The organism is Pseudomonas sp. ASL4 (assembly GCF_056680395.1).
Genome location: NZ_CM155280.1, coordinates 1,005,379 through 1,030,293, shown reverse-complemented (window position 1 = coordinate 1,030,293; position 24,915 = coordinate 1,005,379). Strand labels below are relative to the sequence as shown.

Annotated in this window: 26 protein-coding genes; 11 read left to right on the top strand and 15 right to left on the bottom strand. The window is 60.3% G+C overall.

The genetic code is table 11. The features are described from left to right. Window positions 1-97: 97 nt before the first annotated feature. Window positions 98-721: a DedA family protein gene (locus AC1MEW_RS04515; RefSeq protein WP_201198792.1), complete on the top strand. Its 624-nt coding sequence runs from the start codon at window positions 98-100 to the stop codon at window positions 719-721. Here AC1MEW_RS04515 and AC1MEW_RS04510 read toward each other — a convergent pair. Next, window positions 702-1,937, bottom strand: a complete 1,236-nt coding sequence (locus AC1MEW_RS04510) for a sterol desaturase family protein (RefSeq protein ID WP_480425525.1) — start codon at window positions 1,935-1,937, stop codon at window positions 702-704. The genes AC1MEW_RS04515 and AC1MEW_RS04510 overlap by 20 nt on opposite strands. A 115-nt stretch (window positions 1,938-2,052) precedes the next feature. Between AC1MEW_RS04510 and elbB the strand changes: the two genes are divergently transcribed. Further along, on the top strand, window positions 2,053-2,721 hold the full coding sequence (elbB, locus tag AC1MEW_RS04505) for an isoprenoid biosynthesis glyoxalase ElbB (RefSeq protein ID WP_201198794.1): 669 nt from the start codon (window positions 2,053-2,055) through the stop codon (window positions 2,719-2,721). A gap of 116 nt (window positions 2,722-2,837) precedes the next feature. Here elbB and AC1MEW_RS04500 read toward each other — a convergent pair whose 3' ends face one another. Together AC1MEW_RS04500 and AC1MEW_RS04495 are read right to left on the bottom strand one after the other, a co-directional pair. Beyond that, window positions 2,838-3,293 carry a YaiI/YqxD family protein gene (locus tag AC1MEW_RS04500; RefSeq protein ID WP_123403905.1) on the bottom strand — a complete coding sequence of 152 codons (456 nt, stop codon included), beginning with the start codon at window positions 3,291-3,293 and terminating at the stop codon, window positions 2,838-2,840. Between the two features lie 107 nt (window positions 3,294-3,400). Beyond that, window positions 3,401-5,299: an FTR1 family protein gene (locus AC1MEW_RS04495; protein WP_480425522.1), complete on the bottom strand. Its 1,899-nt coding sequence runs from the start codon at window positions 5,297-5,299 to the stop codon at window positions 3,401-3,403. A 166-nt stretch (window positions 5,300-5,465) separates the two neighbouring features. Between AC1MEW_RS04495 and AC1MEW_RS04490 the strand changes: the two genes are divergently transcribed. Genes AC1MEW_RS04490 through AC1MEW_RS04475 form a run of 4 tightly spaced genes read left to right on the top strand, consistent with a single transcriptional unit; the run spans window position 5,466 to window position 8,611 of the window. Beyond that, entirely contained in the window at window positions 5,466-6,863 is a 1,398-nt protein-coding gene (locus AC1MEW_RS04490; protein WP_201255712.1) for a COG3014 family protein, read from the top strand. A gap of 12 nt (window positions 6,864-6,875) precedes the next feature. Then, on the top strand, window positions 6,876-7,250 hold the full coding sequence (locus tag AC1MEW_RS04485) for a YcfL family putative periplasmic lipoprotein (RefSeq protein WP_480425519.1): 375 nt from the start codon (window positions 6,876-6,878) through the stop codon (window positions 7,248-7,250). Window positions 7,251-7,273: 23 nt separating this feature from the next. Beyond that, window positions 7,274-7,864, top strand: coding sequence for a penicillin-binding protein activator LpoB (lpoB, locus tag AC1MEW_RS04480; protein ID WP_201255714.1), 591 nt, complete (start codon window positions 7,274-7,276; stop codon window positions 7,862-7,864). A 3-nt stretch (window positions 7,865-7,867) separates the two neighbouring features. Beyond that, the gene (locus AC1MEW_RS04475; protein WP_480425518.1) at window positions 7,868-8,611 is read left to right on the top strand and encodes a penicillin-binding protein activator LpoB; all 744 of its coding nucleotides are present in this window, start codon (window positions 7,868-7,870) and stop codon (window positions 8,609-8,611) included. A 209-nt stretch (window positions 8,612-8,820) separates the two neighbouring features. Here the strand turns inward: AC1MEW_RS04475 and AC1MEW_RS04470 are convergent, their stop codons facing one another. From AC1MEW_RS04470 to AC1MEW_RS04460, 3 genes are all read right to left on the bottom strand, one after another. Then, window positions 8,821-9,453, bottom strand: a complete 633-nt coding sequence (locus tag AC1MEW_RS04470) for a LysE family transporter (protein WP_480425516.1) — start codon at window positions 9,451-9,453, stop codon at window positions 8,821-8,823. A 238-nt stretch (window positions 9,454-9,691) separates the two neighbouring features. Beyond that, a complete protein-coding gene (locus AC1MEW_RS04465; RefSeq protein WP_201198803.1) occupies window positions 9,692-10,273 on the bottom strand; it encodes a mechanosensitive ion channel family protein in 582 nt (193 codons plus the stop codon). Then, on the bottom strand, window positions 10,273-12,183 hold the full coding sequence (locus tag AC1MEW_RS04460) for an ATP-binding cassette domain-containing protein (RefSeq protein ID WP_480425513.1): 1,911 nt from the start codon (window positions 12,181-12,183) through the stop codon (window positions 10,273-10,275). The genes AC1MEW_RS04465 and AC1MEW_RS04460 overlap by 1 nt, the downstream gene beginning before the upstream one ends. A 50-nt stretch (window positions 12,184-12,233) precedes the next feature. On the opposite strand from AC1MEW_RS04460, the gene AC1MEW_RS04455 reads away from it, so the two are divergent. Beyond that, entirely contained in the window at window positions 12,234-12,698 is a 465-nt protein-coding gene (locus AC1MEW_RS04455) for a TIGR02444 family protein (protein WP_322269938.1), read from the top strand. On the opposite strand, the gene AC1MEW_RS04450 is transcribed toward AC1MEW_RS04455, so the two are convergent. Beyond that, the gene (locus AC1MEW_RS04450; RefSeq protein ID WP_201255709.1) at window positions 12,695-13,795 is read right to left on the bottom strand and encodes an AlgP family protein; all 1,101 of its coding nucleotides are present in this window, start codon (window positions 13,793-13,795) and stop codon (window positions 12,695-12,697) included. The two genes, AC1MEW_RS04455 and AC1MEW_RS04450, sit on opposite strands and share 4 nt — an antisense overlap. Before the next feature lie 192 nt (window positions 13,796-13,987). On the opposite strand from AC1MEW_RS04450, the gene AC1MEW_RS04445 reads away from it, so the two are divergent. After that, the gene (locus AC1MEW_RS04445) at window positions 13,988-14,653 is read left to right on the top strand and encodes an FKBP-type peptidyl-prolyl cis-trans isomerase (RefSeq protein ID WP_201255708.1); all 666 of its coding nucleotides are present in this window, start codon (window positions 13,988-13,990) and stop codon (window positions 14,651-14,653) included. A gap of 60 nt (window positions 14,654-14,713) precedes the next feature. Here the strand turns inward: AC1MEW_RS04445 and AC1MEW_RS04440 are convergent, their stop codons facing one another. From AC1MEW_RS04440 to AC1MEW_RS04410, 7 genes are all read right to left on the bottom strand, one after another. Next, a complete protein-coding gene (locus AC1MEW_RS04440) occupies window positions 14,714-15,172 on the bottom strand; it encodes an Rsd/AlgQ family anti-sigma factor (protein WP_046045098.1) in 459 nt (152 codons plus the stop codon). Between the two features lie 178 nt (window positions 15,173-15,350). Beyond that, entirely contained in the window at window positions 15,351-15,902 is a 552-nt protein-coding gene (locus AC1MEW_RS04435; RefSeq protein ID WP_201198820.1) for a disulfide bond formation protein B, read from the bottom strand. Between the two features lie 336 nt (window positions 15,903-16,238). Next, window positions 16,239-17,477 carry a heme biosynthesis protein HemY gene (locus tag AC1MEW_RS04430; RefSeq protein ID WP_201198822.1) on the bottom strand — a complete coding sequence of 413 codons (1,239 nt, stop codon included), beginning with the start codon at window positions 17,475-17,477 and terminating at the stop codon, window positions 16,239-16,241. Further along, the gene (locus AC1MEW_RS04425) at window positions 17,474-18,616 is read right to left on the bottom strand and encodes a uroporphyrinogen-III C-methyltransferase (protein WP_201198824.1); all 1,143 of its coding nucleotides are present in this window, start codon (window positions 18,614-18,616) and stop codon (window positions 17,474-17,476) included. Before AC1MEW_RS04425 ends, AC1MEW_RS04430 begins: the two co-directional genes overlap by 4 nt. Before the next feature lie 16 nt (window positions 18,617-18,632). After that, window positions 18,633-19,400, bottom strand: a complete 768-nt coding sequence (locus AC1MEW_RS04420; RefSeq protein ID WP_201198826.1) for a uroporphyrinogen-III synthase — start codon at window positions 19,398-19,400, stop codon at window positions 18,633-18,635. Next, on the bottom strand, window positions 19,397-20,338 hold the full coding sequence (gene hemC, locus AC1MEW_RS04415; protein WP_480425510.1) for a hydroxymethylbilane synthase: 942 nt from the start codon (window positions 20,336-20,338) through the stop codon (window positions 19,397-19,399). The genes AC1MEW_RS04420 and hemC overlap by 4 nt, the downstream gene beginning before the upstream one ends. Before the next feature lie 138 nt (window positions 20,339-20,476). Further along, entirely contained in the window at window positions 20,477-21,223 is a 747-nt protein-coding gene (locus AC1MEW_RS04410; RefSeq protein ID WP_201198832.1) for a LytR/AlgR family response regulator transcription factor, read from the bottom strand. Between the two features lie 460 nt (window positions 21,224-21,683). Between AC1MEW_RS04410 and argH the strand changes: the two genes are divergently transcribed. Beyond that, window positions 21,684-23,078, top strand: a complete 1,395-nt coding sequence (gene argH, locus AC1MEW_RS04405) for an argininosuccinate lyase (RefSeq protein WP_201198833.1) — start codon at window positions 21,684-21,686, stop codon at window positions 23,076-23,078. 129 nt (window positions 23,079-23,207) lie between these two features. Here the strand turns inward: argH and AC1MEW_RS04400 are convergent, their stop codons facing one another. Further along, window positions 23,208-23,867, bottom strand: coding sequence for a glutathione S-transferase family protein (locus AC1MEW_RS04400; protein ID WP_201198834.1), 660 nt, complete (start codon window positions 23,865-23,867; stop codon window positions 23,208-23,210). A gap of 124 nt (window positions 23,868-23,991) precedes the next feature. On the opposite strand from AC1MEW_RS04400, the gene AC1MEW_RS04395 reads away from it, so the two are divergent. Then, window positions 23,992-24,276 carry a hypothetical protein gene (locus AC1MEW_RS04395; RefSeq protein ID WP_007894899.1) on the top strand — a complete coding sequence of 95 codons (285 nt, stop codon included), beginning with the start codon at window positions 23,992-23,994 and terminating at the stop codon, window positions 24,274-24,276. Between the two features lie 361 nt (window positions 24,277-24,637). Next, a complete protein-coding gene (locus tag AC1MEW_RS04390; RefSeq protein ID WP_150748704.1) occupies window positions 24,638-24,883 on the top strand; it encodes a TIGR02647 family protein in 246 nt (81 codons plus the stop codon). Window positions 24,884-24,915: the final 32 nt, after the last annotated feature.

Here is a 24,915-nt window from a genome sequence, read left to right as displayed (position 1 = left end):
TCCGTGTAGGAATTGTTCACGTCGAGACACATTTGGACACTTTCCTGAATGTGTCTGAAGGGTTAGGCTGCGCGTTCATTTCGCTAGCACCCAGACAATGCTCCAACAATTTCTGCATGACTTCGGCTACTTTGCCCTTTTTCTCGGCACGTTCTTCGAAGGCGAAACCATCCTGGTGCTCGCGGGCTTCCTCGCGTTTCGCGGATACATGGACATCAATCTGGTCGTCGTCGTGGCGTTCTTCGGCAGTTATGCCGGTGATCAGCTGTGGTACTTCCTGGGGCGCAAGCACGGCCGCAAATTACTGGCGCGCAAACCGCGCTGGCAAATGATGGGTGACCGGGCGCTGGAACATATCCGCAAGCACCCGGACATCTGGGTCCTGAGCTTCCGCTTTGTCTATGGTTTGCGCACGGTGATGCCGGTGGCGATCGGCCTCTCGGGCTATCCGCCGGGACGTTATCTGCTGCTCAACGGGATTGGCGCCGCGATCTGGGCCAGCGCCCTGGCGGCGGCGGCCTACCATTTCGGTGCGGTGCTCGAAAGCATGCTCGGCAGCGTCAAGAAGTACGAGCTGTGGGTACTCGGCGCGCTGCTGGTGTTGGGCCTGGCCCTGTGGCTACGCCGGCGGTTCAAAAATGCTCGCCTGGCGAAGAAGATCTACGCCGACGAGCAGGCTGAACTGGCCAAGACCGCCGAGGCTAAGACGCCAGTCGAGTGAAACGGTTTCTACAGCAGTAGAGACCGATTCCACTGAGCAGGCTGTAACTGATCAGGCCGACCCAGCCTTGCGCGCTGGCCGGCCACAGCCCGACCAGCGGCGCCAGCCACACCAGCGGCACGTTCGACGCCAGCCGCAGCAGCTCCAACTTCCACGCCCACGGGCGATTCTCCAGGGCCACGCCCAACGTAAACAAACCCAGCACCACCGCACTCCAGCCGAGCACCATGGCTGCGGTCGGCAGACTCTGCTCCAGTTTCATCAAATAGCTGCCCAAGGCGATGTAGACGCAGAACTGCAACGCCACATACAGCTGCTGCCGGCCGTCCAGCGGCACGTCGAATTTGCGGAACTGGCTCAGGTCGGGTTTGTTCATCGGGTACTTGGCCGCTACGTCCGCCGGCCGCCAACCGGTGCGCATAAACCAGATTCGCAACTTGTCCCACTTGCTCTGCGCCCGCCGGGCGTCATCCCACAATTGCGCATAGAACTGCAGGTTGGCCCACAGCGGATTCCAGCTCGCCAGTGGTGTGGTCACGCCGAAAATCACCGGCTCGTTGTCGTCTTCTTCCTGAAACGAGCCGAACAGACGGTCCCAAATAATGAACACCCCGCCGTAGTTGCGATCCATGTAGAGAGCGTTCTGTGCATGGTGGGCCCGATGATTGGACGGCGTGACGAAGAACCACTCGAACCAGCCGAGCTTGGGAATGTGCTTGGTGTGAACCCAGAATTGATACAGCAGGTTCAGCGCCGCGACGCTGACGAACACCAGCAACGGCACGCCGAACACGGCCATGGGCAGATAGAAGATCCAGCCCAGCAGAAAACCGGTGCTGGTCTGGCGCAGGGCCGTGGAGAGGTTGTAGTCCTCGCTCTGGTGATGCACCGAATGCGCCGCCCAGAGGATGTTCCGCTCGTGGCCCATGTGGTGCAGCCAGTAATAGCAGAAGTCGTAGAGGACGAAGGCAAACACCCAGACCCAGGCACTGTCGCCCGAGAGTCTGAACAGTGCCAGATGCTCGAGCGCAAATGCATACGTCAGCAGCCCCATCCCCTTGGTCAGCAGGCCGGTGGTGGTCGACAACACGCCAGTGCTCATGCTGTTGATCGCGTCAGCCACGCGGTAATTGCGAACGCCGCGCCAACGGTCGGCCAGCAGTTCGATGGCTATCAGCACAAAGAAAAACGGCACCGCATACAGAATGAAATTCATGACGCGACCTGATCGCAATGGTGATGACTGATCCTAGGCCTCGCCGCGATTTAACCCTATGGCAACGAGCGACAAATTAGTGGACATTTAACGCCATGAATCTGGAGAAAAGCCCATGAGCAAAAAAATTGCAGTGATCCTTTCCGGCTGTGGCGTGTACGACGGCGCCGAGATCCAAGAAAGCGTGATTACCTTGCTGCGCCTGGACCAGCGCGGTGCCCAGGTGCAGTGTTTTGCACCGAACATCGCCCAGTTGCATGTGATCAACCACCTGACCGGCGAAGAAATGCCCGAGTCGCGCAATGTGCTGGTGGAATCGGCGCGCATTGCCCGGGGCAACATCAAGGACATCCGCGAGGCCAGCGTCGAAGACTTCGATGCGCTAATCGTGCCGGGCGGCTTCGGGGCGGCGAAGAACCTCTCCAACTTCGCGGTCGAAGGCGCCGGATGCACGGTTCAGCCAGAAGTCCTGGCATTGGCCGAAGCTTTTGCCGAAGCAAGTAAACCGGTGGGGTTGATCTGCATCTCGCCAGCGCTGGCGGCGAAGATCTATGGCCCGGGCGTGACCTGCACCATCGGCAACAATGCCGAAACGGCAGCGGCGATGAACAAGATGGGCGCGACCCATGCGGACTGCGCCGTGGGCGACATTGTTGAGGACAAGGCGCGCAAGTTGGTGAGTACGCCGGCGTATATGCTGGCGCAGTCGATCAGTGAAGCGGCTTCGGGGATTAACAAGTTGGTCGACCGGGTTCTAGAACTCACCCACGAAAATGATGTGTAACGCGGACAAATGTGGGAGCGGGCTTGCTCGCGAAGGCTGACCAACATTCAACATCGATGTCGGCTGATACACCGCTTTCGCGAGCAAGCCCGCTCCCACAGGGTTCTCGGTCTGGCTTAAGGCTTGCGAGTTAGCCGAGTGAGAATCCGGTCCAGCGCATTGGCAAACGCCTGTTTCTCCCGTTCGCCAAACGGCGCTGGCCCGCCGCTCATCTGGCCCTGTTCACGCAGGTCGGTGAACAGGTTACGCACCGCCAGCCTGTCCCCCATATTCTGCGCATCGAACTCTTTGCCGCGCGGGTCCAGCGCTGAAACGCCCTTCTTCACCAAGCGGTCAGCCAGCGGCACATCGCTGCAAATCACCAGCTCGCCGGGCACTGCGTGTTCCACCAGGTAATCGTCGGCCGCGTCCGGGCCGCTGGGCACCACGATCAGCTTCACCAGGGCCAGACCCGGTTTGATCTGCGGCTGACCGGCCACCATCACCACTTCGAACTGGCGCTTGAGGGCGAACTTCACCACCAGATCCTTGGCTGCCCGTGGGCAGGCGTCGGCATCGATCCAGACACGCATTGTGTTTTTCCTCTTAGAAAGCTTCGCGGGCAAGCCTCGCTCCTACAAGGTTAATGTAAACCCGTAGGAGCGAGGCTTGCCCGCGAATGTGAGCGCAGCGAATGCTGTTAAGAAACCGGCACCCGCCGCTTCTCTGCCATGCGACTGCGGCTATACAGCACGATGATCGCAATGATCGCCACCGCCTGCGCACTCAGCGAATACGCATCAGCGTGGATGCCCAGCCAGTCGAAGTCAAAGAACGGCACCGGCCGGGTGCCGAAGATCCCGGCTTCCTGCAACGCCTTCACACCATGGCCGGCAAACACCACCGACAACGCGCATAACAACCCGGCGTTGATGCCGAAGAATAGCGCCAGTGGCAGTTTTGCCGAGCCGCGCAGGATCACCCAAGCCAGACCGACCAACAGCACCAACGCCGTCGCGCCGCCCGCGAGCACCGCGTTATGCCCGGCAGGGCCGGCCTGCAACCACAGGGTTTCGTAGAACAGGATCACTTCAAACAGTTCGCGATACACCGAGAAGAACGCCAGGATCGCAAAACCGAAACGTCCGCCGCCGCCCACCAGGCTGCTCTTGATGTAATCCTGCCAGGCTGCCGCGTGGCGACGGTCGTGCATCCACACGCCGAGCCACAACACCATGACGCTGGCGAACAGCGCCGTGCAGCCTTCCAGCAGCTCACGCTGGGCGCCGCTGACATCAATCACGTACGCCGCCAGCGCCCAGGTCCCCAGGCCCGCCAACAGCGCCAGCCCCCAACCGACGTTGACGCTACGCACCGCCGATTGCTGGCCGGTGTTGCGCAGGAACGCGAGGATCGCCGCGAGCACCAGAATCGCTTCCAGGCCTTCGCGCAGCAAAATCAACAGGCCAGAGATGTAGCTCAGCGACCAGCTCAAGCCATCGCTGCCGAGCAGGCCGGCCGATTCCTTTAACTTGGCCTTGGCCGCATCCAGACGCTGTTCGACCTGAGCCACCGGCAAGCCGTCCTGCAACGACTGACGGTAAGCCATCAGCGATTTTTCAGTGTCTTTACGCACGTTGGCGTCGACGTTATCGAGAGAGCTTTCGACCAGTTCGAAGCCTTCCAGGTACGCCGCCACCGACAGGTCGTAGGCCTGATCGTGTTCGCCGGCACGGTAAGCGGCAATGCTCTTGTCCAGAGTTGCCGCGGTGTAGTCGAGCAACTGTGCCGGGCCACGCTTAACCTGCGGCGGTTGCGCCCGTTGTGCGCGGAAGGTTGCCAAGGCTTGCGGGCCTTCGGCGGCCAGCACTTCGGCCGGTGTCTGGCGGGCCAGGTCGGCGATGTTGTAGGTCTTTTCGGATTTGGCTGCGGTCGGGTCGGCACTGAAGCCGGCGATGTAGGTTGCCAGGTCCCAGCGCTGACGGTCGTCCAGTTGATCGGCGAACGACGGCATGTCGGTGCCTTCGACGCCCTGACCCAGGGTGCTGTATATCGCGTAGAGGCTGAGGCGATCGAGTCGCGCCGCATCGCGCAGATTGGCCGGTGGCGGCGTCATGCCAACGCCTGCCGGGCCGTCACCGACACCCGTGTCGCCGTGGCACACCGAGCATTGCTGCGCATATAGCGGCGCGCCGCGAGTCGGGTCCGGAGTAATCACCGGGGCCTGGCTGACCTCATACGCCACCGCCAGTTTCGCGCCGAGTTGGCGAGCCTGACGTGCAACGTCGGTGCCGTCCATGCGTGCAGCGATCGCGGTGCGCAGGTTGTTGACGCCTTGCTCCAATTCAGCGCGCTCGGGCTTGGCCGGTAACTCGGAGATCAAACCTTGCAGCACACCCAGAAATTCCTGCTGCTCGAGGTATTCAGACTCATCGATAACCTTGCCCGCTTCGACCGCCATCGGGTAGTCAGCGCCAATGTAATCGAGCAAATGCAGGGCCTTTGGCGCGCCTTCGGCAGTTTCGGCCTGCGCATTGAGGCTGCAAAACGCAATAACCGGCAGCACTAGCCACGCCAGAAAACGGGAGGAGGCAGTCATGAATGAATCTCAAGGGGAAATACGAAGTAATACATTGTTCACTTCCAATGACTTTCACTCAAGCTTTGTCTATGGCGGCCGCTGACGTACAGGAACAAAGTGCCATCATTCAAGTCTATTATTTACCGCCGTCTGGCGGCTTATCTTCAAGGAAGAACCACAGCAAATGGCCACCCGCCTGCGCCTCTTGTTTGCACTCAGTGCGAGCCTGCTACTGAGCGGTTGCACCTCGTTCCGTAACTACAACGCGGAGCTCGACGAGACGCTCTACTATTTCAGGGACGGCTACCTCGAGAACGCTGTCGCCGTGCTCGACCGAAACAACCCCATTGCCCCGGGCGATCTGCTCTACAACTTTGAGAGAGGCGAATTGCTGCGCCTGGACGGCAATTTTGCGGGCAGCTATGCCAACTGGGACTACGCCGACCGGTTGATCGAAGGCTGGGCAAACTCGCCTTATTTCGGCGCGTTTAAAGGCCTCACCGATTTCAACAGCTACGGCGGCAACGACAAGGTGCGCTTATACGATGGGCATGATTTCGAGAAAGTCGCGCTGACGACGCAAATGGCCCTGATGTTGCTCTCCGCCGCCGACACGGAAAATGCTCGTGTCGCAATCAAGAAAACCCACGAACGCGAAGCGATAATCGCCGACAAGCGTGACAAGGAATACCTGATACTGGAAAACCAGGCGAAAGTTCAGGGGATCCAGCTGAAATACAAAGACCTTCAGGGTTACCCGGTGGCGACCCTCGACGCCCCCGAAGTCGTCGCACTGAAAAACAGCTACCAGAGCGCGTTCAGCCATTACCTTGCCGGCTTCATTTATGAATCGCTGGACGAGAAAGACCTCGCCGCACCGGGATACCGCCAGGCAATCGAGCTGCGCCCCAATACGCCGCTGCTTGAGCAAGCCTTGCGCAACCTGGCCAAATCCCCGCTCAAGGCCGGCGAGGCCGATGTCCTGCTGATCGTGCAAACCGGTCTGGCGCCGGCGCTCACGTCGGTGCGTGTGCCGATTTCAGTCGACGTTGACGACCAAACATTCATCACCAACATGTCGTTTCCGGCCGTCGTCCCCGACACCTCCACACCACCCGTGGACTTCGTCACGGTAGACGACAAAAAACAACAGCTGACCCTGCTTAACAGCTTCGGCGACATGTCGCGCCGTACGTTGCGTGATGACATGCCGGAGATTATTCAACGCACGCTCCATCGCGCCCAGAACAATGCCCAATACCTGGCTTTCTTGAAAAAGCGCAGCCCCGAGAAACTTCAAGAGGAAATTCTGCGGCAAACCCAGCAAGAGGATGCCGACACACGGGTCTGGCGTACCTTGCCGGACAAGACGCTTGTCGCCCGGATACGGCTGAAGAAAGGCCTCCACCACCTGACGCTGCCGAATGCGCCGCAATACCCTGCGATCAAATTCGAGATTGATAAGACGCATCAAGCCTTCAGTTTGCGTGCCGTGGGAAACCGGCTTTACGCCGCCGACGTCGCCATGCGCCAAGACCCCAAGCCCGTACCCCAGGCTGTCGCCAGCCCTGCCCAACCCTGAACGGAGATTTTCATGGGATTGAAATGCTTCGCCGTTGTCGCCCTGGCCTTGTTGGCCGGTTGCGCCACCTCGCCACCACCACCGGAACCTGGCAGTGCCGCGGGCAAAGTCATGGCCACCGGACCGATTGAGAACGTGGCCATCGGCCCAATGCGCATGGCCCGGGAAAACGGTTTCCTGACGGTCAACACGCAGCTGAGCAACACCGATACCGACAACCGAACCCTCTACTACCGCTATCTGTGGATGGGGCCGGAAGGTTTTCCAGTCGCTGACGCCGACACCTGGAAAAGCCTGACCCTGTACGCCGGGCAGACGAGTTTTCTGGCCGCCATCGCCCCCGTGCCACAAGCCGTGGACTTCCGCCTGGAGATCAACACGCCGTGAACCGCCCACACAAGCACATGCCCCTGTTTGCCCGTGTCTCTTGCATTGCCCTTGCCGCGCTGCTCATCGGCGGCTGCGCCGACAACCGCTCGCCGGTGCTGGGCCGCGGCAACATCAGCTATGGCGACCCGAAAGCCGTGGAACTGGTGACCAACGAATTCGGTTCGACCGACCTGCAAATGATCGCTGAAAGCATGACCCGCTCCCTCGCGCAGTCCGGTGTTCTCAAGGGTCGCCCGGTGGTTCAGGTATACGACGTGATGAACAAGACCAGCGAGTACATCGACACGCGCGAGATCACCACGTCCATCAAGACCCAATTGATGCGTACCGGCACCGCTCGCTTTGCCAGCGACAACACCAACATGCAAAGCCAGGTCGACCATCTCAAACTGCAAAACCAAAGCGGTCTGTACAAAAAAAGTACGGTGGCCAAAACCGGCAACATGATCGCCGCCCGCTACCGTCTCGAAGGCTCGATCAGCTCGATTATCAAGCGCAGCAACGACTACAAGGACGTCTTCTACAAATTCAGTCTGCAATTGGTTGATGTCGAAAGCGGGCTGGCCGAGTGGATGGACGAGAAAGAAATCCGCAAAACCACGGAGCGCTAAGTCATGCGGACATGGATAGGCATCATCGCTTTGGTGTGCGCCGCTGGCGTACAGGCGGCGCCGAAAATCGCCGTGGCCGACCTGGCCTACGAGGCCAGCGTCGATCAATACGTTCACGTCATCTCGGCCCGCGACGATCAGCAACAGGACTATTACGGCGCCAGCGGCTCGTCCAGTTACGACGAGTACACGACAAAGAACAGCTATCTGGAGCAGACCGAAATCCGGCGTTTCAGCGGCGACATCAAAGGTCAGATCCTCAAGACCGGGATGTTCCAGCTGATTCAGGGCACGCCCTACACAGCCAACGCCAAAAGCGATGTGTATGACGTGATCAAGCGGATCAAGGCCGGTAACTTCAAGGGCGCGGATTACGTGCTGTTCGGCACGGTGTCGGACATCGACTTCACCCAAGACACGAACGAGCTGGCGAACACCGACAGCTATTCAGCGGTGCTGGCGTTGACCCTGGTGGCGGATTTCAGCCTGATCAACACCAAGACTTTCGAAATCACGTCGGCCTTCACGGCGATGGGCGAAGGCCAGGACACCAAACTGGTGAATGGCCGGGACATCAAGATTTCGCTGAACCGCCCGCGGGTGGTGCGTGACGTGTCCAAGGCATTGGGCGAAGACGTGGCCGGGCAACTGAGCCAACAGCTCGGCGGCGGGAGTTACGAGAAGCCGGGACAAGCCCCGCAGCGTAACAACCTGCCACAGGATACGGCGCCGGTGATTTTGCGCTGATCTCTGGAACGAAAAAGGCGACCTGAAGGGTCGCCTTTTTTATGCTTGTTCTTAAGCCCATCAACGCAATATTGCCGTACTGAAACCTAATGTGGCGAGGGAGCTTGCTCCCGCCCGAGTGCGCAGCGCTCGCAAAATCCGGGGGCCGCTTCGCAGCCCAGCGCGAGCAAGCTCGCTCGCCACAAGAGGTCGCTCTTGTATCCAGGGTTTTACATCACCGCTTTGCGCAGGGTTGCCATAAACGCCGCCGCACCGATGAACAGCCCGGCAAACGTGCGGTTCATGCGTTTCTGCTGTTTGGGCGTGCGCAACAGTCGCAGCACTTTGGACGCCAGCCCGGTGTAGCCGGCCATGACGATCAGGTCGACACAGATCATCGTCGCACCAAGGATCAGGTACTGAGCCACCAACGGTGTATGCGGGTCGATGAATTGCGGCAGCACCGCCAGCATGAACACCAACGCCTTGGGGTTGCTGATGTTCACCAGGAAACCACGGAACACCAGCGCCAGCGGTTTGCCGATCTGCCGTACAGACGCGTCATCGCTCATGTCGCTGGGCAACGCACGCCATTGCTTGACCGCGAGGTAGACCAGATAGGCCACGCCAAACCATTTGATCGCATAGAAAGCCGTGGCCGAAGCCGCGAGGATCGCACCGACACCAGCCGCCACAATCGCAATTTGCAATGCCAGGCCCAGTTGCAGGCCCAGGGCGTTCCAGTAGCCGCGCCAGAAACCGTAGCGCAGGCCGCTGGACATCGACGCAATCGCGCCGGCACCAGGAGACAGACTGATCACCCAGCAGGCAGCAAAAAACGCCAGCCATGTTTGAAGCACCATCGCACACCTCGACTCAGACTCGTGACAGACGTCTAAGCTAATGCGGCTTTGGCGCAATGACTACCGATTTTTTTGTCGGACAGGGTGACTGCCGACCAGCGTTTATGGCTTTAGGGCCACTTCGCGAGCAAGCCCGACCCCACAGTAGATCAGTGTTGTTCACTCATGTGATGTCTACTGAAGATCCAATGTGGGAACGGGCTTGCTCGCGATAGCGGTGTATCAGGCAACAGAAGGCTTACTTTTCGAAGCCGCTGGAAGGGAAAACATCCGACCCGCGCCAGCGGCGAACCGAGCGCTGGAAGAACAGGCTGTTAGGCACCTGCACCATCGCACTGCCAGTCCCGGCCTCTTCAGCCTCGATCAACGTGGTAAACAGCAAATTGATCGCCACCACCCGGCCTTTGACGCCGGGCTTGTCGAGGGTGTCCACCAACTCGACCACATCACCGATGCGGAACGGGCCGACAGTGAAGATCAGGATCGCGCACAGCAGATTGGAGAGCACGCTCCACATGGCGAAGAACGCCACCGCAGCCACCGCCACGAACCCGGACAACGCAGTCCAGAGTACCGTGGCCGAAACACCGAGGCGCTCCAGCACGAAAATCAACGCGCTGCCCATGATCAGCCAGCGCAGTCCACCACGCAGCGGCATCAGCAGTTGTGGCGGAAACGGATAACGTTCGCCCAGGCGAGTCAGGCATTTGGCGACGAAGCGCTGAGCAAAATACCCGGCCAGCAGGATCAGCAGGATTTGCACGCCGAGCAAAATCGGCTCGACCCACATCGCCGGCAACGGCAGTTTGAAGGCGTCCATCAGGACAGCGCCTCCAACTCCGCCTGCATGCTTTCCAGCAGTTCCAGGGCTTCCATCCAGGATTCTTCCAGTTGCGCTTCACGCACCTTCAGCTTGGCCTGTTCGGCCAGCAGATCACGCAACTCGTTCTTGCGCGCCGGTTCGTAGATATCGCTGTCGCCGAGGCTGGCATCGATCTTCGCCAGTTTCTCGTGCAGCTTGCCCAACTCGGCTTCGAGCTTGTCGGCTTCACGCTTATGTGGCGCCAGTTGCTGACGCAACGCAGCGGCAGCCTGACGCTGAGCCTTCTTGTCGGTTTTGTCCGGGTTCACCGGCGTGTTGCTGACCGGGGCATTGCGCTGGCGATACTCCACCAGCCAGCGGGTGTAGTCCTCCAGGTCGCCGTCGAACTCTTCAACCTTGCCGTCCGCCACCAGATAGAAATTGTCGGTGGTGCTTTTGAGCAAATGACGATCGTGGGAGACCACCAGTACCGCACCACTGAATTCCTGCAACGCCATGGTCAGCGCCAGGCGCATTTCCAGGTCCAGGTGGTTGGTCGGTTCGTCGAGCAGCAACAGGTTCGGCCGGCCCCAGGCGATCAACGCCAGCGCCAGACGGGCCTTCTCGCCGCCGGAAAAATTCAGCACCGGCTCATCGATACGCGCACCGCGGAAGTCGAAACCGCCGAGGAAGTCGCGCAAGGTCTGCTCACGCTCCGTCGGTGCCAGGCGCTGCATGTGTAGCAGTGGGCTGGCCTTGGAGTCGAGCGAGTCCAACTGATGCTGGGCGAAGTAGCCGACCACGGTGTTCTCGCCACGGGTCAGGCGCCCGGACAACGGCTCGAGTTCACCGGCGAGGTTTTTGATCAGGGTCGATTTACCGGCACCGTTGGGGCCGAGCAAACCGATGCGCGCGCCGGGGGTCAGTTGCAGCTTGACCTTCTCCAGCACGGCTCGCTCGCCATAACCCAGGCGAGCATCGGAGATATCAATCAACGGGCTGGAGATTTTGTGCGATTCGCGGAAAACGAAGTCGAACGGCGAATCGACGTGAGCAGCGGACAGCTCTTCCATCCGCTCCAGCGCCTTGATCCGGCTCTGGGCCTGACGGGCCTTGGTGGCCTGGGCCTTGAAGCGGGCGATGTAGCTTTCCATGTGCGCACGTTGCGCCTGCTGCTTCTCGTAGGCCTGCTGTTGCTGGGCCAGACGTTCGGCACGGGCACGTTCGAAGGCGCTGTAGCCGCCGCGATAGAGCGTGATCTTGCGCTGATCGACGTGGGCCACGTGATCGACCACGGCGTCGAGGAAGTCCCGGTCGTGGGAAATCAGCATCAACGTGCCAGGATAGCTTTTAAGCCACTCTTCGAGCCAGATGATGGCGTCGAGGTCCAAGTGGTTGGTCGGTTCATCGAGCAGCAACAGGTCCGAAGGGCACATCAACGCCTGCGCCAGGTTCAGACGCATCCGCCAGCCACCGGAGAAATCTCCGACCTGACGATCCATCTGATCGTTGGTGAAGCCCAAACCGGCCAGTAGCTTGCGCGCCCGGGCGTCGGCGGTGTAACCGTCGGCGCTGTCGAGTTCGGCGTGCAGGCGCGCCTGAGCGGCACCGTCATGGGCCGCTTCGGCGGCGGCGAGGTCGCGTTGCACCTCACGCAGGCGCAGGTCGCCATCGAGCACGTAGTCGACTGCGATGCGATCGAGGGTGTCGATCTCCTGGCGCATGTGGGCGATGCGCCAGTCGCCCGGCAGCAAGCAGTCACCCGAATCCGGGTGCAGGTCACCCAAAAGCAAGGCGAACAGGCTCGATTTGCCGGCGCCATTGGCACCGATGAGGCCGGCTTTGTGGCCGGCGTGCAGGGTCAGCTCGGCGTCTTCTAGCAGACGTTGCGGGCCACGCTGTAAAGTCAGGTTCTGAAGTCGAATCATAATGGCGGCGGAGTCTACCAGCTTCGCTCGCAACTGGCGCGAGTAGCACTATGTCCTCTGACCTGTGGAGCTTTTCCCTTGGCACTTACGCCCGCCCCGGCGTTGAAAGCCTGTGCCTGCAATTGCAATCGGCGGGAGCAAATGTCTGCCTGCTGCTCTGTGGCCTGTGGCTGGAACAAAGGGCTGTGGACTGCACCGAGCAACGCTTGCAGCAACTTTTTCAGGTGGCCGAGCCCTGGGAGGTGAATGTCGTGCAACCGATGCGCACGTTACGCCAGCAATGGAAAGCCGCCGCCGCTGACGACGCCGAACTGAATGCGTTACGCGAGCAAATCAAGGCACTGGAGCTGGAAGCCGAACGGCATCTGTTGTTGCAACTGGAGCGTACGGCCCGGAGCTGGCCGCAAAATGACGTGACCGAACGATCGGCCTGGCTGGAAGGTGTGGCGGCGGGCGCCGCCAACCTGGACCGCGACGCGCTGCATCAGCTGCGCGTCGCGGTAACCGGCGCTTAGGAAGCGCTGGTTGGGGTGGTCGCAGTGCTCGACGCGGCTGCCGGGGTTGGCGCAGCGGTGGTGGTCGAGGTGGTTGCAGCTGGAGCAGACGATGCTGCCGCAGCCGGGGTGGCTGGCTTGGCGACTGGCGCGGTAGCCGGTTTGGCGGCGACTGGTTTTTTCACTGCTGGTTTGGCGGCAGGTTTAGCGGCAGCTGGTTTTGCAGCCGGTTTCGCAGCCACTGGCTTCGCAGCGGGTTTGGCCGGGGCTGGTTTGGCAGCGCTGGCAGTAGCCGGTTTTGCAGCAGCAGTTTTAGCAACCGGCTTGGCGGCTGCAGTTTTGGCCGCTGGTTTTACTGCAGGCTTGGCCGGTGCTTTTGCAGCAACCGATTTGGCAGCAGTTTTAGCCGCGACTGGCTTGGCGGCCGGCTTGGCAGCAGGTTTCGCTGCTGCGGTTTTGGCCGCTGGTTTTGCTGCAGGTTTAGCGGCTGGTTTTGCAGCCGGTTTGGCAGCGGCAGTTTTTACAGCAGTCGGTTTGGCAGTCGTTGCTTTAGCAGCTGGTTTCGCAGCGCTGGCAGCAACCGGTTTTTTCGCTGCAGGTTTTGCTGCGGCTTTGGCCGGTGCTTTAGCAGCCGGTTTGGCAGCAGGCTTGGCGGCTGCTTTTGCAGCAACCGGTTTGGCAGCGGCTTTCTTGGCAGGTGCCGCAGCTGGCTTGGCCGAACGCAGGGACAACGCCTTGCTGACAGCCTCTTGTACGCGACCGACGCCCTGGGCCAGTTTCAGGCTTTCTTGAGCATCGCGCTTGAGTTGCAGAATGTAGGTGCGGGTCTCGGACTGACGATCCTTCAAAGCATCGAGCAGGTCTTCGAGTTGCTTCACTCCGTCCTTGGCCTTGGCTTGCGCCTTGGCTTTGCCGGCCGCCGCAGCGTCCTGCAATTTGGTACGGGATTTGTGCAGTTTTTCTTGCGCTTTTCCGCGCTGCTTTTCCAGTTTGGCGAGCAGTTTTTCAGCATCAGCCAAGGCTTGGGAACAAGCGGTTTCCAAATGCTCGAGCAGGCTGCCCGAAAGTTGTTGGAGTAAGTGCAACGGAGTATTTACAGGCTTCTTGGTGGCCGACATGGTTTACCTCCTGGCTGACGTGAATGCGGCTCATACTAGACCTCTGCTGACACCGCCGCTAGGTCATGTTGACAGTATCGAAAGCGCGGCGTTGCACCGGATTGAAAATGTTCTGCATCTGCGCAAAAGCAGTTCACCGTTTAACCCATTCTCGCTGGCATAATCCCCCGCATCTGAGGTCGGAGAGTGCCCATGTCGCGCTACCTTTTTTTATCCCTGCTCGTGTGTTTTTCCACCGTTCAAGCCGCCGAAAAAACCGCTGAGAATGATGCTCACGATCTCGCTTACAGCTTAGGCGCAAGTCTCGGCGAACGCTTGCGCCAGGAGGTTCCCGACCTGCAACTTCAAGCGCTGATCGAAGGGTTGCAGCAAGCCTATCAAGGCAAACCCCTGGCACTGAAGGACGCGCAGATCGAACAGATCCTTGCGGACCACGAAGCCCAGATCGCCTTGCAACCACCTGCACCACAAAGCGAAGAAGCCCTGGAAAAAGAGCAGCGCTTTCTCACCGAAGAAAAAGCCAGGCCCGGCGTTCATGAATTGGCCGATGGCGTGTTGATGACGGAGCTGACGCCAGGTACCGGCGCGAAGGCCGGGCCAAATGGCAAGGTTCAAGTGTTGTACATCGGTCGCCTGCCTGACGGCACGGTGTTCGATCAGAACAGCCAACCGCAGTGGTTCAGTCTCGACAGCGTGATCACTGGCTGGCGCAGTGCGCTGCAAAATATGCCGGTGGGGGCAAAATGGCGTCTGGTGATTCCATCGGCCCAGGCCTATGGCGCCGACGGTGCCGGTGACCTGATCGCACCGTTCACGCCGCTGGTATTCGAAGTCGAATTACGCGGCGCCACCAGCTGATAGCGGAAACGAAAAACGGCGCGCAAAGCGCACCGTTTTTAGCGTATTGCCGGAAAGGGTTCAGGCCTGAACCGAATCCTCTTCCTTGTGAGCGGTGTGCAGCACTTCGATCAGACAGTCTTCCAGTTCGAAGCGTTCGTGCAGCAGGCCACCCAGCTCCTTGAATTTCTCGGCTACGCACTGGCCTGCATCACACAGGTCGTTGAACGCCAGCAGCTTCTCGGTGATGACGTCGATGCGCGGATAGATGGTCTCGGCCAACTCCAGACCACGAGTGTCACCAAAGGCCTTGGCTTCACCGGTGAGCTGTTCGTAGATTTCGAAATGCCCCGCCGATACGTAATCGACCAGCACCCCGCAAAATTCCTGCAACGGCTTGCGGTTCTCGCCCAGAGCTTCAGGCTTCGCGCCGAGAGCATCATAGGCCCGAACCAGTTCGTGACGCTCCTGCAACCAGCGATCGATCAGCAGATGCACTCCACCCCAGCGTTCCTGAGCATTCTGACAACTTTCGAGCATGGTGATCTCTCTTCCCTATGTGGGTCATGCTGCTCTACACCTGCCGCACTCTTGAGGGTCAAGGATCGGCCAGGCAGAGCGTCATCGAGCAACATAATTCCAATGACACGTGCGGGCCAGATTATGCCCGCACGACAATGGCTTCAAGGTACGCAGGAGATAAAGTTCATACAAGTGTTTAATCACCCGTCCCGGCCCGGTGCGACGACTCGCCGCTGGGCGGTCCCTGACAGGCGATCCAGACGTGGCGCAGTAACTGGTAAATCCCCAGGATCAGCATCGCGACGAAGAACAGCAGACTCCATTCGGGGATGCTCAGATCAAACAAGGTCCACGAGATCTCGGCGCAGTCGTCAGTGCCCTTGAACAGCCTTTGTACGGCGCAGCCCCAAGGCATACTCCCGAACCAAGCTTCCAGATTGGGCGAACAGAGCGAGAGTTGTTGCTGCGGATCACTCTGCAACAACACCTGCCGCCACGCCGCGACAGTCCCGCCCAGGCTGGCGGACAAACCAAGCAGCCAATAGACGAAAGAACCGAATCGTCGCGGACCATGTACCGAAGCCACCAGGTAAACAACCAGGAGCAGCGCCAGGCAACCTCGCTGCAATAAACACAGCCCGCAGGGTTTGAGCCCGACCACATATTCGAGGTAATAGGAAACGCCCAAGGCCAGGGCACCTGCGGTGAAAGCCATGAAAAACAAGGAGCGTGAGCAGGCCAAAGACATGGCTAATCCGTAACAGTAGAGACAGGCGGTTACGGTAGAGGAAAGCGCGGCAGCCTTTCAAGGCAGGCCGGCACGGACACTTCACCAGAGGTGTAGGGAATTCCCGACAGAATAGAGAGGATAAGATGCAGCCCTCGGTAGGACGTTTCCGATACAGGGCTACAAAGGTAAACATCGTGCGACTGAACACAGCACTTTGTGGAGTGGGAGCTTGCCTGTGGCGAGGGAGCTTGCTCCCGTTGGACTGCACAGCAGTCCCTTTTTGAAGGCGCTTCGCACCTCAGCGGGAGCAAGCTCCCCCGCCACAGGTTTATGCCAAATCCTGAATCCTGGATGTCAGGCCCGAACAGGTACCGGCAGCGGTGCCGCCAGCAGGCGCTCGTCCAGCAGGACAAGGCCTTCCTGGAACAGTTGGTTGCTGCGCTCGGTATCGCCCAACTGTGCCAGCAACCTGGCGAGCTCCGCACAGGCTTCCGGGTTGCGCTGCAGGCGCAGGCTACTTTCCAGATAGTCCCGGGCCTTGCCCCAAAGGCTGCTTTGCAGGCACAGGCGGCCCAAGGTCAACAGCAAGCTCGGGTCGGCCGGGTGATCCTTGAGCCAGCCCTCGGCGGTTTGCAACTGCCGCGCCGGATCGCTACCGCGTACTAGTCCGTAGAGACGTGCCAGATGACTGTCAAAGTTGCGCTTGAGCGCCGCACGCAGGATTTCTTCAGCCTCGACCTGAGCGCCCAACTGGCGCAGTTGTTCAGCATAGGCCAGCACCAATTGCGGTTCCTGGCGCTGAGCATTAGTAAGCTGTTGCCAGGCGCGGGTGAGTGACTGCAACCCGACCGTCCCGTCTTCTTCGCCGCGCGCCGCAAGGCTGAGGTTTTGGCCCCAGGCTCGACGTTCCAGCTCAGCCAGTTCGGCGACAGGCAAGACTTTGTCCTTGCGCAGCTCCGGCAGCAGCCGAATGACTGCCGACCAGTCGCCCCGCTGCTGATGCAGGCGCTGTAGCTGACGCAAAGTCTGCACGTTGTGTGGGTGACGCTCGTGCATGGCTTCCAGCGTCGCCAGGGCGCCTTCGGTATCACCACGGTCGGTCTGCAATTGCGCGTGACTCAAGGCAATCGCCAACTCGGCCTGGGGCTGGCGCTCGAGGGCACGCTCCAGCAGGTTGTCACATTCCTCGTAGTGACCTTGTTCGTTGGCGGCACGTGCCGCACCGAGGTAGTACAACAGTGGCTGACGCTCGGCTTCTGCGGCCCGGTACAGATGACGCTGGGCACTGGCCCAACGACCTTCGGCGAGGTCCAGCTGGCCATGCTCGATGGCGACTTGCACCCGGCGGCTGCGATTGCGACGGGACCACGGATTGACCACGCCGCTGGAGGTCGTCACCAACTCGATCAACGCCTTGATGCCCCAAAACACCAGCCAGAGCACGGCCAGCAAGGCCAGGGTCGCCCACAGACTCGACTCGTAACGGAAGCTCTTGTAGGCGATCAGCACGTAGCCCGAGTGCTCGGCAATCGCCAACCCCAGCACCCCGGCGGCGGCGATGACCAGAAACACGATCACATAGAGGCGTTTCATGGCGTGGCCTCCTGCGCGGTGTCCGCAGCAGGTTTGGCCAGCGGCTTGATCGAGTCCTCGGCACTGACATTGCGTCGTTCAAGATAGGCCTGGACCGCACTCAACGTGCCCGTCAGGTCTGGCGTGACGACCGTAACCGGCTGCGTGCTCAACTCGCCAACCTGCTCAAGCATCACCTTGCTCTGCGGGTTGTCCGCATTGAAGTTGCCCTTGAGCACGTCCCGCGCTTCGGTCAGCGCCTGGGTATACACCGGCGCCTGACCATTGAGCGCAGCCCACTGCGCCTGCTCCAGCGCCAGACTCAAGGCCAGACGGACCTGGCTCAAACCCTGCCCGGCCAGCAAAGGACGAACATTCTTTTCAGCGTTGAAGTCAATACGGATGTAACGCGAGATCTCATCCCACCATTGCGCCCAACGACTGGCGCCATCGCCATCGGCGGTCAGGCCCAACAGCGATTCGCCACGGTCCTTATACTCCGGCGCCAGCTCGGTGAGGTTGATCACCTGGTCTCGCAAGGCACCCAGTTTCAGGAACAACCCGGTGCGGTCCGGCTGCTCGGTGCTGCGCAAGGCCACCAGGGTCTTGGCCACTTGTTCGCGGGCGGCAAAGGCGCCGGGGTCGTTCTGTTCGCGGAGAATTTCGTCGGCGCCCTGCACCAGGGCCTGGGCGCTGCTGATGTCCTGCAATGCCGAAAGACGCAGGCTGGCCAGACGCAGCAAGTGCTCGGCCTCGGCCAGACGCCAATCCTTGCGGCTGGCGCCGAGGACGCTTTCCAGCTTTTGATTCAAGCGTTGTTGATCGCCTTGCAACTGCGTCACCAGACGACGGCGGTCTTCCAGCTCGTCGGCGGCAGGCAGTTGCTCCAGGCGTGCGGTCAGGCGCTGATCACTGAGTTTCAGGCTTTGTGCCTGATCGCTCAAGGCCTGGACCTGGCTCAACTGCGCTTGAGTATTGGCTTGCAGGTGACGTACCTGCCAGACACCCCAACCGCCCACGGCGACCCCAGCGGCACCCAACAACAGTGCGACGATTGCCAGGCCATTGCCTCGGCGCTGCACAGCAGCAGGTGGTGGTGTTTCAACAGGTGCATCGAGCACCGGCTGGACGTCATCTTTAGGCAAGGCTGTTTCGCTCACGTATCCATCCTTTGCATTAGAGAACGGGTACGGGTTGCTCCCGTAACGCCGTCAGCAAAGCCGCGGCGTTCGCGCCACGACAATCCACAACTGTTTGAGCCCCGGCGGCACGTGCCAGCTCGGCGACTCTTGGGCTTGGAACAAACAACGGCAACCGCGCCAACCGTGGCCAGGCATCGCCGGCCAATTGGTGCAGGTGCTCGAAACCCTGTCCACTGCTGACCACCAGTCCGTTCAAGCGTTCCGCTTCGATCCGGTCCGGCAACGCAGCCGTCGCATAGTGCGGCAAGCCGCGACGATACAACTCCAGATAATCGACACTAGCACCAAGCTCGCGTAAACGCTCAGCCAGCAACTCGCGCCCGCCCTCCCCGCGCATGATCAACACTCGCGGATCGGGCCGGGCGATAGCCTCGCGCAACTCGGGAAGTTCAAGCAAGGCTTCGCTGTCATCGCCCTCGGCCGGGAAACTTACATCCAGGCCGGAAGCCTCTAGGATTTGAGCCGTAGCAACGCCCACGCTGAACCACTTCAACTTCGGTGGCTGCGGCCAACACTGGCCGAGCAGATCGATGCCGATTCTGGCGGCCGGCTTGCTGACCACAATCACCGCACAGTAGCGATCCAGACCCGCTATCACTGCGCGCATTGTGTCAGAGGGCGCAATCGGCTCTATCTCCAAAAGCGGCAGACAACTGCTGAAAACCCCCTGCTCGGCCAACACGCTGCTCAGCGCCGCCGACTCATCTGCGGGGCGCGTCAGCAGCAGACGCCAGCCGGTCACTCGTGACCTGCCTCGCCGTAGACCGCTTTCAAAATGTCGCCGGCGCCCTGGCTCAGCAGATCTTCGGCGACCTGCACACCCAGCGCTTCAGCTTCACTGCGCGGCGCACGGGCCTCGGCGTTAAGCAGCAGGCCACCGCTTGGATCGCCCACCAGCCCACGCAACCAGATTTGATCGCCTTCAAGCACGGCGTAGCAGGCAATCGGTACCTGGCAGCCACCATTCAGATGTTTGTTCAGGGCACGTTCGGCCGTGACGCGGGTGGCGGTGTCCTGGTGATGCAGGGGCGCCAGCAAGGCGTGGATTTCGCTATCGACGCTACGGCATTCGATACCGACCGCGCCTTGGCCACCGGCAGGCAGGCTGTCGTCGACGCTGATGGCCGAGGTGATGCGATCTTCGAAACCCAGGCGAATCAAACCGGCGGCGGCGAGGATGATGGCGTCGTATTCGCCGGCGTCGAGCTTGGCCAGACGCGTGTTGACGTTACCGCGCAGGAAACGTATTTCCAGGTCCGGACGGCGGGTCAGCAACTGGGCCTGACGGCGTAAGCTGGAGGTGCCGACGATGCTGCCCTGAGGCAACTCATCCAGGCTGGCGTAGGTGTTGGAAACGAAGGCATCGCGCGGGTCTTCGCGCTCGCAGATGCAGAACAGACCGAGGCCTTCGGGGAAGTCCATCGGCACGTCTTTCATTGAGTGCACGGCGATGTCGGCTTCGTTTTCCAGCAGCGCGGTTTCCAGTTCCTTGACGAACAGGCCTTTGCCGCCGATTTTCGACAGTGGCGAGTCGAGCAGCTTGTCGCCGCGACTGACCATGGGCACCAGCGTTACCTGCAAGCCCGGATGGGCTTCTTCCAGGCGAGCTTTAACGTATTCGGCCTGCCATAGGGCCAGCGCACTTTTACGGGTGGCGATGCGGATTTCGCGAGAGGACATGGATCAATCCGTACTGAATAGATACGGCGGATAATAACAGCTCAGTCAAATCCACTTTGACTTGTATCAGGAACTGCACGGCCTCCCTGGCCTTCAACATCCGGCAATTGGGTGTGAAATCCGCCTGTGAATGGCGGATTAAAGCTGCTGCATCATTTTGCGCACGCCGGCCACGTGACGGCGGCTGACAATCAGCGCGTCGCCGTTCAGGCCTTTGAGAAACAGCTGGAAATGCCCCAACGGCGTGCGTTGCAGGCGCTCGATACGTTCGCGGGCAACCAGGGCGTTGCGGTGGATCCGCACGAAACGGTCGCCGAATTCGTCTTCAAGAGCCTTGAGCGGTTCATCCAGCAGCACTTCGCCGCCTTCGTGGCGCAAGGTCACGTACTTGTGGTCAGCAATGAAATAGACCACCTGCCCCAATGGGATCAGCTCGATGCCTTTGCGGGTGCGGGCACTGATGTGACTGCGCGGGCCGCTACCTGTTTCGGCAGCCGGGCGAGTCAGGGCGGCAAGCTGGACACGATTGGGGCGCTCGGCCTTCTTCAAGGCCTCGAGCAATTGCTCGGCGCGCACCGGCTTGACCAGATAACCGACACCGCTGGCCTGCAAGGCCTCCACGGCGAATTCATCGGGACCGGTGCAAAACACCACAGCTGGCGGTGTTTCGCGCTCGCACAATCGTGCAGCCACTTGCAGACCATCAAGGCCCGGCATGCGGACATCGAGCAGCACGATATCCGGCTTGTGGCTGTCGATCAGCGCCAACGCCTCTTCGCCGTTCGTGGCGCCGGGCTCCATGACACTGTATCCCTCGAGTTCGCCGACCATTCGGCTCAGGCGCTCGCGGGCTAGGGGTTCGTCATCAACGATCAGGACATTCATATTGCGCTGGATTCCTGCGTGAGTCTCGCACAAGGATAGCGTAGACAGGTGAAGTGACATCCGTCACCGCGATCCACGCTAAGACTGGCGCGAGGGCCAAAAAGTGCCGCGAGACCGGCGGCTAAATTTTCATCTGCCGGGCGATTGGCGGCCCGGGCCCGCGTTGGCGAGGCATCGCCGTAGGGTTTGCTGATACACAATACGAACACCCCCTCTTCTTATAGTCAGCCGCAGCGTAGAGAAGTGCGCTGTTCCTACTGTCCAACTGTAGACGGTTGCCGGCGCGATATTGCTCAAATGAAAAATATCGTTGCGCAATTCCCTCCAGTGTTGCCCCGAGTATGGCCCTGCACATGAGAAAAAAACGTATCGACCAGTGTCAGCGACAGGATTGGCAACCCTGTTATTATCCGCCACAGCGTTCAACGCCAACTTTCTTCAAGCCGATACGAGCGAATTCATGAGCACTGACAAGACCAATCAGTCCTGGGGCGGCCGCTTCAGTGAACCCGTCGACGCCTTCGTCGCCCGCTTCACCGCCTCCGTCACTTTCGACCAGCGCCTGTATCGCCACGACATCATGGGCTCGATCGCCCACGCCACCATGCTGGCCAAGGTCGGCGTGCTGACCGATGCCGAGCGCGACAGCATCACCGATGGCCTGAAGACCATCCAGGGTGAAATCGAGGCCGGCCAGTTCGACTGGCGCATCGACCTCGAAGACGTACACATGAACATCGAGGCGCGCCTGACCGACCGCATCGGCGTGACCGGTAAAAAGCTGCACACCGGCCGTAGCCGCAACGACCAGGTCGCCACCGACATCCGCCTGTGGCTGCGTGACGAGATCGACCTGATCCTGGCCGAAATCACTCGCCTGCAAAAAGGCTTGCTGGAGCAGGCCGAGCGCGAAGCCGGCAGCATCATGCCGGGCTTCACCCACCTGCAAACCGCGCAGCCGGTGACCTTCGGGCACCACATGCTGGCCTGGTTCGAAATGCTCAGCCGCGACTACGAGCGTCTGGTGGACTGCCGCAAGCGCACCAACCGCATGCCGTTGGGCAGCGCAGCGCTGGCCGGCACCACTTACCCGATCGACCGTGAGTTCACAGCGCAGTTGCTGGGCTTTGACGCTGTCGGCGGCAACTCCCTGGACAATGTCTCCGATCGCGACTTCGCCATCGAGTTCTGCTCGGCCGCGAGCATCGCGATGATGCACTTGTCGCGTTTCTCCGAAGAGCTGGTGCTGTGGACCAGCGCGCAATTCCAGTTCATCGATCTGCCGGACCGCTTCTGCACCGGCAGCTCGATCATGCCGCAAAAGAAAAACCCGGACGTGCCGGAGCTGGTTCGCGGCAAGACGGGTCGCGTATTCGGTGCACTGATGGGTCTGCTGACCCTGATGAAAGGCCAGCCATTGGCCTACAACAAGGACAACCAGGAAGATAAAGAGCCGCTGTTCGACGCCGCCGACACCCTGCGCGACTCGCTGCGAGCCTTTGCCGACATGATCCCGGCGATCAAACCCAAGCACGCAATCATGCGCGAAGCGGCGCTGCGCGGCTTCTCCACCGCCACTGACCTGGCGGATTACCTGGTGCGCCGCGGCCTGCCGTTCCGTGACTGCCACGAAATCGTTGGCCATGCGGTGAAGTACGGCGTGGAAAGCGGCAAGGACCTGGCGGAAATGAGCCTGGAAGAGCTGCGCAAGTTCAGCGACCAGATCGATCAGGACGTATTTGCCGTGCTGACCCTGGAAGGCTCGGTGAATGCCCGTGACCATATCGGCGGCACTGCGCCGGCGCAGGTCAAGAAGGCAGTGGTTCGCGGCCAGGCGTTGTTAGCTAGCCGTTAAACCGCCAAAAGCTTCGCGAGCAAGCCCGCTCCCACATTAGTTCGGTGGTGAACACACATGCTGTGTACACCAGATCCAATGTGGGAGCGGGCTTGCCCGCGAATGCATTCTTGAAGACGCTACAAAAACCTACTTCTTGGACGCGACCATCGCCAAAAACCCTGGCATCGCCGCATCCTTGTCCGCTGCAATCCGCTGTACATGCGGGTTCTGCTCCAGACGCTCCAGCAGCGCCTTGGCCGCCGGTATCTCGGCCAACAGATCAATACCGAACAGCTTCTGCCCGACCGCACAGGCCAGCGGCACGCTGTAGAGGAAATACAAATCCGCAATGCTCAGGCTCTCACCTGCCACGTAAGGGGCGAACTTGGCGTGCCTGCCCAGCGAAGCGAAGCCCAGCAGCAACTCGGCCTTGGTCTTGTCCTTGATCGCCTCAGGCACGGTCATGCCGAAAAACGCTTCGGGATAACAGGCGCGGCCCGGCAATTCGATGTACAGCTCGATTTCCTTGGCCAGCGCCAGCACTCGCGACCGCTCAAAGGGATCGCTCGGCAGCAGCGGCGTGCCTTTCTGGCTTTGTTCGAGGTACTCGAGGATCACACTGGTTTCGTTGACGAAGCCCTGTTCGACGCCCAGCACCGGAATCTTCCCGCGCGGGCTTATAAGCAGCGCCTCAGGGCTCGGCCCCGGGTAAAACAGGACTTCTTCAAACGGCAGTCCCTTCTCCAGCAGCGCCAGCTTCACCATGTTGTAGTAGTTGCTGACGGAAAATCCATAAAGCTTGAGCATCACATAGCCTCCAGGCCGTGCGGGGTTGGCAGGTGCCTTTTATAGAACGCTCAAGCGTTTCTTGCCAGCAGCATCACAGCGTTGAATGCAGGTAAACTGCCCGCCTTAACTTGAGGAGCCTGCCATGAGCGAGCCAACTGATATCGAGATCGACGAAGAAGAGTTCGCCGAGAACACTTTGATCGAAGCGATTGAAAACCAGATCGAAAGCGACAACCCGCCAGCCGCCAAGGCAACCTTCAACAAGCTGACCCTGGTGGGTTACGAGCGTGAAGAAATCCTCAACCTGATGGCCCACGTGCTAGCAGTGGAAATCGACGCGATCCTCGAAGAAGACCGCGCGTTCAATACCGAATGGTACGAAACCGCCCTGCGCGCCCTGCCAGAGCTGCCGCCAGAGAAGAAGTAAGCCCTAACTTGTCGGCGGGGCTTTTGTGGCGAGGGGGCTTGCCCCCGTTGGGTCGCGTAGCGGCCCAGCTCTTTGCGACTGCTGCGCAGCCGAACGGGGGCAAGCCCCCTCGCCACAGGCAAGCTCCTTTGCCACAAAAGCCCAGTCTTCACCACACACGCCTGCACATACACAAATTGTCACCCTTCATTCCTGCCTTCCCCCAGACCCTGACTACACTCGTAACCACCCCGCCGCCACACCACCCGCCGGGGAATGCTTCCCGAGGCGAAAAAACCCTGCTGCCAGCACTGGACATGCCGCACGAGTGGGCTCACCTTAGGGGCGCTGTCGTCTAATTCCTAGAAAGTCTGGAGTCCTTATGTCGCTTACCCCTGAGTTGGTTGCCGAACTGGAAATCCTCGCCCTCTTCAACCTGGATAGTTCCCAGGAAGGTTTGAAAATCCATCAGACCGCTGCCCCGAAAGCGATTGCCGCCGCCCAACGCCTGTATGAGAAAGACCTGATCGACCAGCCCGATGGCGGTTACCTGACCAGCCTGGGTCGTGACGCCGCGCAAAATATACAAACCGTCCTGACCATTCTGAGCGTCCAGGAAACAGCCTAAGCACCACCGCATCGCCCACGGAAACCCCTTCC